7 protein-coding genes are annotated in these 9,014 nt (G+C 63.7%); all 7 read left to right on the top strand.

The genetic code is table 11. From position 1 onward, the window contains the following. The first annotated feature begins 60 nt into the window (after window positions 1-60). The 7 genes from AC1RJW_RS09055 (at window position 61) to AC1RJW_RS09085 (ending at window position 8,944) form a co-directional block, all read left to right on the top strand. Window positions 61-1,179: a DUF3108 domain-containing protein gene (locus AC1RJW_RS09055; RefSeq protein WP_493044625.1), complete on the top strand. Its 1,119-nt coding sequence runs from the start codon at window positions 61-63 to the stop codon at window positions 1,177-1,179. Next, window positions 1,180-1,944 (top strand): DUF3108 domain-containing protein, encoded by a 765-nt coding sequence (locus AC1RJW_RS09060; RefSeq protein ID WP_493044626.1) that lies wholly within the window; start codon window positions 1,180-1,182, stop codon window positions 1,942-1,944. Window positions 1,945-2,168: 224 nt separating this feature from the next. Beyond that, window positions 2,169-3,539, top strand: a complete 1,371-nt coding sequence (locus AC1RJW_RS09065) for a hypothetical protein (RefSeq protein WP_139143209.1) — start codon at window positions 2,169-2,171, stop codon at window positions 3,537-3,539. Beyond that, window positions 3,532-4,266, top strand: coding sequence for a hypothetical protein (locus AC1RJW_RS09070; RefSeq protein WP_034753458.1), 735 nt, complete (start codon window positions 3,532-3,534; stop codon window positions 4,264-4,266). The genes AC1RJW_RS09065 and AC1RJW_RS09070 overlap by 8 nt, the downstream gene beginning before the upstream one ends. Window positions 4,267-4,274: 8 nt before the next feature. Beyond that, window positions 4,275-7,106, top strand: coding sequence for an ATP-binding protein (locus tag AC1RJW_RS09075; RefSeq protein ID WP_493044627.1), 2,832 nt, complete (start codon window positions 4,275-4,277; stop codon window positions 7,104-7,106). Then, window positions 7,043-8,131, top strand: a complete 1,089-nt coding sequence (locus AC1RJW_RS09080) for a DUF4424 family protein (protein WP_493044628.1) — start codon at window positions 7,043-7,045, stop codon at window positions 8,129-8,131. Before AC1RJW_RS09075 ends, AC1RJW_RS09080 begins: the two co-directional genes overlap by 64 nt. 12 nt (window positions 8,132-8,143) lie before the next feature. Beyond that, on the top strand, window positions 8,144-8,944 hold the full coding sequence (locus AC1RJW_RS09085) for a hypothetical protein (RefSeq protein ID WP_493044630.1): 801 nt from the start codon (window positions 8,144-8,146) through the stop codon (window positions 8,942-8,944). The last annotated feature ends 70 nt before the right edge of the window (window positions 8,945-9,014 follow it).

Below are 9,014 nucleotides of genomic sequence, written 5' to 3' on the forward strand. Positions count from 1 at the left end.
AGCAGGAGTTGAGCACGGGCAAGAAGCGGGAAGCGGCGTGAAAGCGGTACACTACGGCCTATGATGCCTGACTCCTTCTTTTCGCCACCGCGCCGCCGCACCGTCATTTTTGTCGCGGTCATCGGCGCACTGCATTACGTGGCGCTGGAGTGGCTCACCTCGCGTGCCAGCATGGTGCCGCTGGGGCAGGATCATGCGCAGGTGGTCAGCATGGCATTGATCGCCGAGCCGCCCAGGCCCGTGCCGGTGACGCCGCCGCCGCCGCCCAAGCTGCGGCCCTTGCCCGAGCCCCGCTTGCCGCCGCCACCGCCGCCGACGGAGCTGCCGTCGAGCGAGTCGGCCCAGTTGACGGCGCCCGCCAGCGACGCGCCGGAAGGCCCGGTGACGCCCGCGGCACCGGCGGCCAGCGCGCCGGCCATCACGGCGCCTGCCCCGGCCGTGGCGGAAGCTCCCGCGCCGGCTCCCGCGCCGCCGCCACCGGCCGTCGAGCAGGCGCGGCGCTACAAGACGAATGCGCCAGCCTCGGCCCAGTTCGACCTGCACGTGGACCGGCGCGATGCGGACGGCACCAAGTGGCAGGGCGTGGCCGCCATGGCGTGGGACAACCGGGGCGATACGTATCAGCTGAAGCTGGAAGTGGGCTTGAGCATGCTGATCACGCGCATCAACCTGCTGGTGCTGACCAGCGAGGGCCTGATCGACGGCAGCGGCATCGTGCCCGTCACGGCCACGGAGAAACGCAAGGGCCGCGCGCAAACGGCCACGCATTTCAACCGCGACGCCAAGGCCATCACGTTTTCGGCCACGACGGCGACGGTGCCATGGCAGGAGGGGGCGCAGGACAAGGCCACGGTGCCGTTCCAGCTGGCCGCCATCGGCCGCGCCGACGTCAACCAGCTGGCCGGCAATATCGACATCCTCGTCGGCGAGGAAAAGGAAGCGACCGTGTTCCGCTTCCAGCTGGTGGGCGAGGAAGAACTCGAGACCAAAATGGGCCGCCTGGTGACCTGGCATTTGCGCCGGCCGCCGAAGCCGGGCACGTATTCGTCGCAGCTCGATATCTGGCTGGCGCCGTCCATGCAATGGTATCCGGTACAAATACGCAATACCGAAGCGAACGGGGCGCTGACCACGCAAACCGTGACCAATATCCGCGTCAATGACGCTACAGGAAAATAAATGACTACTTTGACCACGTTGAAACGCCTTTTGCTCGCCGGCCTGCTGGCCGCCACCTTCACTCCCGCCATGGCCGACGCTCCCCTCGAGCATCCGGCCATCAAGCGCCCGTACAAGCTGGTGCCATCGGCCGACCTCGTCTATTCGATCAAGGCCAAACAGCGCGGCATCGGGCTGTCCGGCGAATCGGTCAGCAACTGGCGCGTGGGCGACGGCAAGTATTCGCTGCTGGCCGAAACCAAGGCTGCCCTGTTCGGCAAGATCCTGGAGCAGCGCAGCGAAGGCACGGTCGACGATTTCGGCCTGGCGCCCGTTCAATTCGTGGAAAAGCGCTTCCGCAAGGATGCCGTGACGACCACCTTCAAGCGCGACAGCAAGACCATCGTCTTTGGCGAAGGCGATGAAACCTATCCGCTGAAAGGCGGCGAACAGGACCGCAACAGCGCCGTCTGGCAACTGGCCAGCGTGGCGCGCGCCGCGCCCGAGAAATTCGTCCCCGGCTCGGAATGGGCGTTTTTTGTCGCCGGCGCGCATGATGCCGAGCCGTGGACCTTCAAGGTGGTCAAGGAAGAGACGGTCGCCACGGGCATGGGGGAGGTCGCCGCCATCCACCTGGTCAAGGCGCCGCCGCCGGACAAGAAGGGCCAGCAAGTGGACCTGTGGCTGGCGCCGTCGCTGGAATGGTATCCCGTCAAGGTGACATTCGCCGATGCGGACGGTGGCGATTACGTCGAGCAAACCTTGCAGAAGATCGTCAAGAAGTAAGTGTTCACTAATGGTCCGGGGCCAGGCAGGCCATGTTCGGCCCCCCATTTCATCATCCTGGCCCGCTACCGTGCGCCGGTCGTGTTGCGCCGTGTCCGCACCGCCCCCTCCCACGCGCTAAATTGCATGTCAGAACTGATATACTGACGCCCCCGCCCCGCAGCGCTGCGTTAGCCCGCTGCGCCGCCCGCTGAACACTCATCCGGAAAAGAATGATTGATATAATGGCAAGTGCAGCCGTGGCTACGGATGCAAATCAGACAGAGCAGGAGCATCACGATTCCTTGCAGGCGCATTTCCAGCCCAATATTTCGGCCGATGAAATCGAGCAAGTATTTCACTTGAAACGGGCACAGCCCTTGCTGCAAGTGTTTACGGCCCTGTTCCACGGCGGTTTCGATGGCGTGCTGGTGCGTCTGCTGGTGTTGCGCGAGCTGGCGTCCGATGCAGCCACGTCCGCCTATACGCGCGCCGATATCAACACGAAACTGGCTTATCTGTTGCCGGAAAGCCTGGAAACGGTCTTGCTGCGCTTGCGCTCGAACCAGCTGCTGGCCTGGGATGCGCAGCAGGGCGTGTACCGCGTCACGCCCATGGCGCGCAATGTGCTGTCGGCCATCGACAGCCTGCTGGGCCTGGGCCAGACGGAAGACGAGGCGGAAATGGGCTTCCTGCTGTCGCAGGTGGCGGGCGCGCAAGCCGTCGGCGGCGTGTCGGTGGAACAACTGCAACATCTGCTGGGGCGGCTGGTCGACTTGACGGAAGAGTTCTCCGACGCGATCGCTTCCGGTTCCGAATTCCGGCTGCGCACGGCGCAGGCGAAGTGGAACATGGCTTGCGACTGGGTGGAAAAGGGTTCCGAGATCCTCGTGGCCATCACCTCCGATGAAAACGCGGACAGCGCCACGCACAAGGCGGCGCAGGCGATCGGCCGCGCGCAGAGTAAATTGCTCAACATGCAAGGCATGTTTTCGCGCGCCCTGAACCAGATCGAGCGCCAGCGGGTGCACCTGGGCCAGTCAGGCCTGTCGACCACGGACATCAAGCGCTGGCTTTTGCTGCACGACGACCTGGCCAGCCTGGCCGAAGGCGCCATAGACCAGCCCGTCGTGCCCCTGTTCTCCACGCCGGCCGAGATGATCGACGTGGCGGAAACGGAACTGCTGTCCGAACGGGCGGCAGGCGTCATCAACACGGGCCTGCCCAGCGGAGAGGACGCGCCCACCACCATCAGCGACGGTCCCGCCATGCAGCTTGAACTCGACGACTTGCTCGAACGCCTGTCGAACTTTGCCAGCCTGGGCAATTTCCCCAGCATCGGCGAAGAAGGGCCGAAATCGGTACCCGTGCAGGATTCGCTGCTGCCGGCCAGCTTTGCCGTGGCGTCGTACCGCGCCTCGATGCTGCCGCTGCTCGGCGACGTGTCCGAAGCGAGCTTGCAAGGCTCGACGGCCGAACTGGCCCGTTTGCCGATCACCTTTACACCGACCGACGAGATGGTCCAACTGTCCGACCCCCACGTGGCGGCCATGTCGATCGCCTCGCTTTCACTGAATGTTTCACTTGATTTAGATAGCGGCACAGCCGATGAATGACGATTCCCAAATCCTGATTGCGCGCCTGCTCACGCATCAAACCCTGCGCCGCGACGACAAGCTCGTCAAGCGCGTGCTGTCCGACGAGCTGTTCCGCGCCGAAATCGATGCGCGCCTGCTGGCCTGCGGCTTGAAGCTGCTCGACAATGTGTATGCCGATCATGTGACGCTGGCCCTGACGCGCACCATCGAGCCGAAGATCTTCGGCGCGCGCGACGTGTGGCAAAACAACAATTTTGGCCTGGCCCGCGATGGCGTGGCCTTGCTTGTGGTGCTGTGGGCGCAGATCATCCTGCCCAAGCGTGAACGCCAGGAAACGCACCAGCACGCCGATGATGATCAAAATGACATGTTTGGCACGGAAAAGCCCCTGCCGCGCGCGGAAGACGCGTCGATCGGCATTTCCTACAAGGCGCTGCTGTCCGACTTCGGCGACAAGCTGGGCAAGAAGACGCGCATGGACATGAACCTGGGCACCCTGGCCAAGCTGGGCTTCATCGAGCGGCGCGGCGACTTCATCCTGGAAGGCCCGCTGCTGGACCTGATGATGGATACCGACGTGCTCAAGGAACGCATCATCAACGGCGCCCTGGCCGACGTGTTCAAGCGCGCGCCGGCGCGCCTGGTGGCCGTCGACCTGGACGCTGACTTGTCCGCCGACCTGTCCGCAGACATCGGCGACCTGCCAGACGCGGGCGACGAGCCCGCGTCCGACCTTCCTCACTGAAAGCGCCCATGTTTCATATCAAATCACTTGAACTGGTGCACTGGGATTACTGGCAGCGCATCAAGAATATTCCGCTCGACGCGAAGATCATCACCATCGCGGGGCAGAACGGCTCGGGCAAGACCACCTTGCTCGACGCCTTGCGCACCCTGTTCGGCCTCGACTGCTCGATGGGCCGCACGTATAAACACTATGCGCGCCACTCGGGCCAGCAGACGGCCTGGCTGCGCGCCGTGGTCGACAACAAGAACGTGGGCAAGCAGCTGTCGAACCGCCCGTTCCGCAGCTCGGGCTTCTTCAGCGATGATGAAGTGACCCTGTTTTGCCAGATCCAGAAGAATGGCGGCGACTGGAAGCGCCAGTATCTGATGCGTCCGGGCAATGTGCAGATCGAGGACATCACGGATGCCAACGACTGGCTCGGCGTGGAAAACTACCGCAAGCGCCTGGCCAATGCGGGCCTGTCGCCGGCCATGTCGAAAGTGCTGGCGCTGGAGCAGGGCGAGACAGACAAACTGTGCGAATACGCGCCGCGCCAGCTGCTCGACCTGGTGTTCCAGGTCTTCGGCGACAAGGAAGTGCTCGATGCCTACGACGAAGCCAAGCGCCACCAGCGCGATACGGAAGTGGAGCTGAAACGCTTCGAAACGGAACTCGAAGCGTCGAAGACCAACCTGGAAGGCTTGCGCCTGCGCGTGGCCAATTACCACCAGTGGGAAGGTTTACATAAGGAACGCCGCAACCTGCTGGAAGAAGTGCTGCCCAGCCTGCAGTACCACGAAGCGCGCGAAAAGGCCGCCATTGCCAGCCGGCAATTGCGCGACGCGCGTAAACCGATGGCGCAGGCCGACCAGCAGCTGACGGATAAACGCAATGCGCTGGCCGCGCAGGCCAAGGCCCTGTCCGACGCGCAGATGAACGAAACCCTGCTGGAGCAGGAATCGATCGGCTTGCAGAGCCGTTTGTCCTTGATCAATGCCAAACTGAAACCGCTGGACAGCCTGCTGGAGCAGAAGGACCGTTTGCACAAGCTGGCGGCCGATTCGGGCAGCGATATCGCCGAGGTGGCGGCCCAGCTGGAACAGAAGGAAGCGCAATTGCTGCAGCAGCGCCAGCAGCGCGACGCCCTGTCGGCGCGCATCGCGGGCGAACAGGCAACGATTGCCGCGCTGCAAGGCAAGACGGCCATGCCGGAGCCGGACAATGTGCGCGGCATGCGCCGCGCGCTGCGCGACGCGGGGATTTCGCACGCCATGCTGTCGGACATCGTCGAAGTGACGGACAGCCGCTGGCAGGGCGCCGTCGAAGGCGTACTGGGCGGTTACGCCTCGGTGGTGCTGCTGGACAAGGCCAAGGATGCGGCCGCTGCCTATCGCCTGGCCGAGAAGGAACGCTACCGCCACTTCATCGTGCCCGACCTGGTCACGGCGCCTGTCGCGAAAGACGACAGCCTGCTGGCGGTGGTGAAATTTTCCGCGCCCGTGCCCAGCTGGCTGATCGAGCAGCTGTCGCGCATTGCACGCGTCGATTCCGTCGAAGCGGGCTTCAAGCTGGGCAACAATGAGGAATGGATCACGCCCGAGGCGTATCACCGCGAACGCCGCGGCGGCCGCTCCCTGTTCGTGGAAGCGTCGCGCTACCGCTTCGGCCAGGCTGGCCGCAGCGGCCGCCTGGAAGCGCTGCTGCGCTCCTTGCCGGGCCTGGAAGGCCAGGAAGACACCTTGACCCTGGCGATCTCGAAACTGGCGGCCGAAGTGGGCGCCCTGAAAGCGCGCATCGCCGGCGTCGACGCGGCCAAGGAACTCAGTGCGCGCCAGGAAGAATTCGCCGAAGCGCTGCGCAATTCGAAGCCGCTGAAGGAAGAGCGCCTGGAAGTGGGCGGCCGCCTGGGCGAGCTGCAAAACCTGACGAAGAACGCCACCGTGGCGCGCACGCGTGCCGATACCGTATGGCAAAACGCGCGCCTGGCCCTGTCCGAAGCGGAAGCGGGTTCGCGCCTTGGCTACAAGAAACAAATTGAACAGCGCGCCGAGCATGCGCGCGCCTTGCTGGCCTTGCGCCATGCGTGGCGCCATTTGCCGAAAAGCTGGCGCAGGCCCGCACGCCGCGCGGCCCTCGTGGCCGAGCACCAGAATGCGCACCAGGTCGATTTGCGCGTGGCCAGCCTGCAAAACAGCCTGGCGCGCGACGACTGGGAACTCGACGCCACCGTCATCGACCAGCACCACCGCCTGTCGGACCAGCTGCATGGCCGCCAGTCGGAAACGGACGAGCGCCGCTACCAGAACAACCGCGCCATCGAAGCGACGGGCAATGCCCGCGGCGCCTACATGGAGCGCTTGCGCTACACCATCAAGACCTACAGCAAGAATATCAAGGAGCTGGGCGAACTGGCCGGCATCGAAGTGCATGCCGACCCCGTGCGCCTGGAAAACGACGACGTGCAGCTGTCGCAGGCGGGCTTGCACGTGCGCTTCAAGTTCGACGGCAAGGGCGTCATCGGCATGAACGATGGCGAAGCGTCGGGCGGCCAGCAGGTCATGAAGTCGCTGGTGCTGCTGATCGGCTTGCTGAAATCGGAAGACGGTTCCGGCGGCTTCGTCTTCATCGACGAACCGTTTGCCCATTTGGATATCCGCAATATTCAACTGGTCGGCGAATTCCTGAAAAACACGGAAGCGCAATACCTGATGACGACGCCGTTGACGCACAACACGGATGTCTACGATCCATCGGAACTCACTTTGATCACGAGCAAGAAAAAGAAGGATACCCAATGGGCGCAACCGATTTTCGTACTGCAGCGCCGGGTCGAACCCGTGCCGGGCAAGGCCGCGTGATGGCCGTGCGCCAGTGCGTGATGGCCGCGGCCCTGTCATTGGCCATGGCCGGCGCGGCCATGGCCAATGACGGCATCGGTTCCGTCAGCGCCGGCGGCATTATCGTTGGCAAGACGGACGCCGTGGCCATGAAAAAGGAAGTGCTGACTGTCAGCACGGACTTGATCAAGGTCGAGTACGAGTTTCTCAACGAATCGCACAGCGACGTGGAAGAGACCATCATCTTCCCGCTGCCCGCCTACCAGGCCGGCTATCACCAGTCGCCCACGTACTACGGCCAGCCGCGGCAGTTCTCGATCGAGGTCGACGGCAAGCGTAAGGATTACCAGACTGTGCTGGTCGCCAAACTCGACGGCCGTGACGTGACGGCGCGCCTGGCGCAGCTGGGCCTGTCGGATGCGCAAGTGGCTTATTTCCCGTCGTTCAGCCCGTTCGAAAAAAAGGTGGCGGCCTTGAACGCCGCGCAGAAAAAAGCCATGATCGCCGAAGGCTTGCTGGCCAAGCTGTCCGAAGATGAAGAATGGGTGCCGGCCTGGTCCGTGACGGTGGTCTACCAGTGGCGGCAGACATTCCCTGCAGGTAAGACGGTGCGCGTGCGCCATCAATATGCCCCCTTTGTGGCCGCCGGCCCCGGCGCCTCCTACTTGGGCGAAGGCAAGGAATTTGAACAAAAATATTGCGGCGACAAGGCTTTCTACAAGACGTGGAACCGCCTGGCGGCGCAACAGGGCGAGGGCGGCTTCGTCAATGCCAAGTGGGTCTCGTACATCCTGAAGACGGGCAACACCTGGAAGAATGGCATCGAGGACTTCACCTTGAACCTGGTCAAGGGCAAGCCGGACGAGCTGATCAGCTTGTGCTTCCCCGGCACGTTCAGCAAGATCAATCCCACCACCTTGCAAGTCAAACTGCGCAACTTCCGCCCACAGCAGGATCTGAACGTGTATTTCGGCAATGTCGAGGGTGGCAGCGAGAATACGGGCGAGGCGCCTGCGTTGCGCCCCAATTACTTACTGAAGAAATAGAAAGACAGCGTCATGCCCACTCCGCTTCTCCCCCGCCGTCTGCGTAGCCTGCTCTTGGGCGCGCTGCTTGCCGCACCCGCCGCCTGGGCCGACAGCTACAGCGATTTCCAGAAAGCCAGCGGCCAGCTGGAAGCGCTGATGGCCAAGGCGACGCCGCAGGCCGGCTTGCCGCGCCTGGGCGACCCTGGCGTGGCGCAGCTGTTTGCGCAGATCGCCGACGGTCCGCGCCTGTTCCAGGCTCCCGTCGCCGCGCTGCAGGACGTGAACCAGAGCGTGGCCGTGTGCGAAAAGGCCATGCGTCTGGGAAAAACATACTATGCGTTTGGCCTGGAACGGCCGTTGCCGCTGTCCGGCGCCGAATTGCAGCAGGCGCGCAAGGAACAAGTGACGCGGAACCTGGCCAATTACGGCGATGAAATGAGCAGCTTGTTTGCTTTCAGCATGCATTGCCATGGCCATTTGATCGGACTGATGGAGCAGGAATTCAGCGCCCAGCCGGCCGATGCGGTGAGCGGGCCAGAGCGTCTGCGCGCGCGGGCGTTCAGCAAGAACACGGCCATTGTTTTCACGAGCGTGGTGCAGTTCGTGCAGGTGCCGTTCTGGAGCGTGGCACAAAAGAAGGTCATGCTGGAAGCGGCGGCGCAGCACGCCACGGCGAATGCCAATCTGATGGCGCCGCCCTTGCGCGAACGCCTGCTGACCAGCCTGGCCGATGCGGACAAGGACCTCGATCCCGCCCTGGCGCCGGCGCTGGCGACGATACGCCAGGCGCTGTCGGCGACCAGTTGCGAAGGCCTGTGCCAGTACTACTGACCCGGTTTACTCTGCGGTTTGCAGGGGCTTGTTGGGGTGGGGGGAGCGCACCAGGCCCCACGCACAAAAG

This window comes from Janthinobacterium sp. GW822-FHT07A03, from assembly GCF_058798815.1.

What these genes read in the sequence shown, in the direction of transcription:
- AC1RJW_RS09055 (WP_493044625.1), top strand. Translation starts at nt 61, where the DNA reads ATGATGCCTGACTCCTTCTTTTCGCCACCGCGCCGCCGCACCGTCATT.
- AC1RJW_RS09060 (WP_493044626.1), top strand. Translation starts at nt 1,180, where the DNA reads ATGACTACTTTGACCACGTTGAAACGCCTTTTGCTCGCCGGCCTGCTG.
- AC1RJW_RS09065 (WP_139143209.1), top strand. Translation starts at nt 2,169, where the DNA reads ATGGCAAGTGCAGCCGTGGCTACGGATGCAAATCAGACAGAGCAGGAG.
- AC1RJW_RS09070 (WP_034753458.1), top strand. Translation starts at nt 3,532, where the DNA reads ATGAATGACGATTCCCAAATCCTGATTGCGCGCCTGCTCACGCATCAA.
- AC1RJW_RS09075 (WP_493044627.1), top strand. Translation starts at nt 4,275, where the DNA reads ATGTTTCATATCAAATCACTTGAACTGGTGCACTGGGATTACTGGCAG.
- AC1RJW_RS09080 (WP_493044628.1), top strand. Translation starts at nt 7,043, where the DNA reads ATGGGCGCAACCGATTTTCGTACTGCAGCGCCGGGTCGAACCCGTGCC.
- AC1RJW_RS09085 (WP_493044630.1), top strand. Translation starts at nt 8,144, where the DNA reads ATGCCCACTCCGCTTCTCCCCCGCCGTCTGCGTAGCCTGCTCTTGGGC.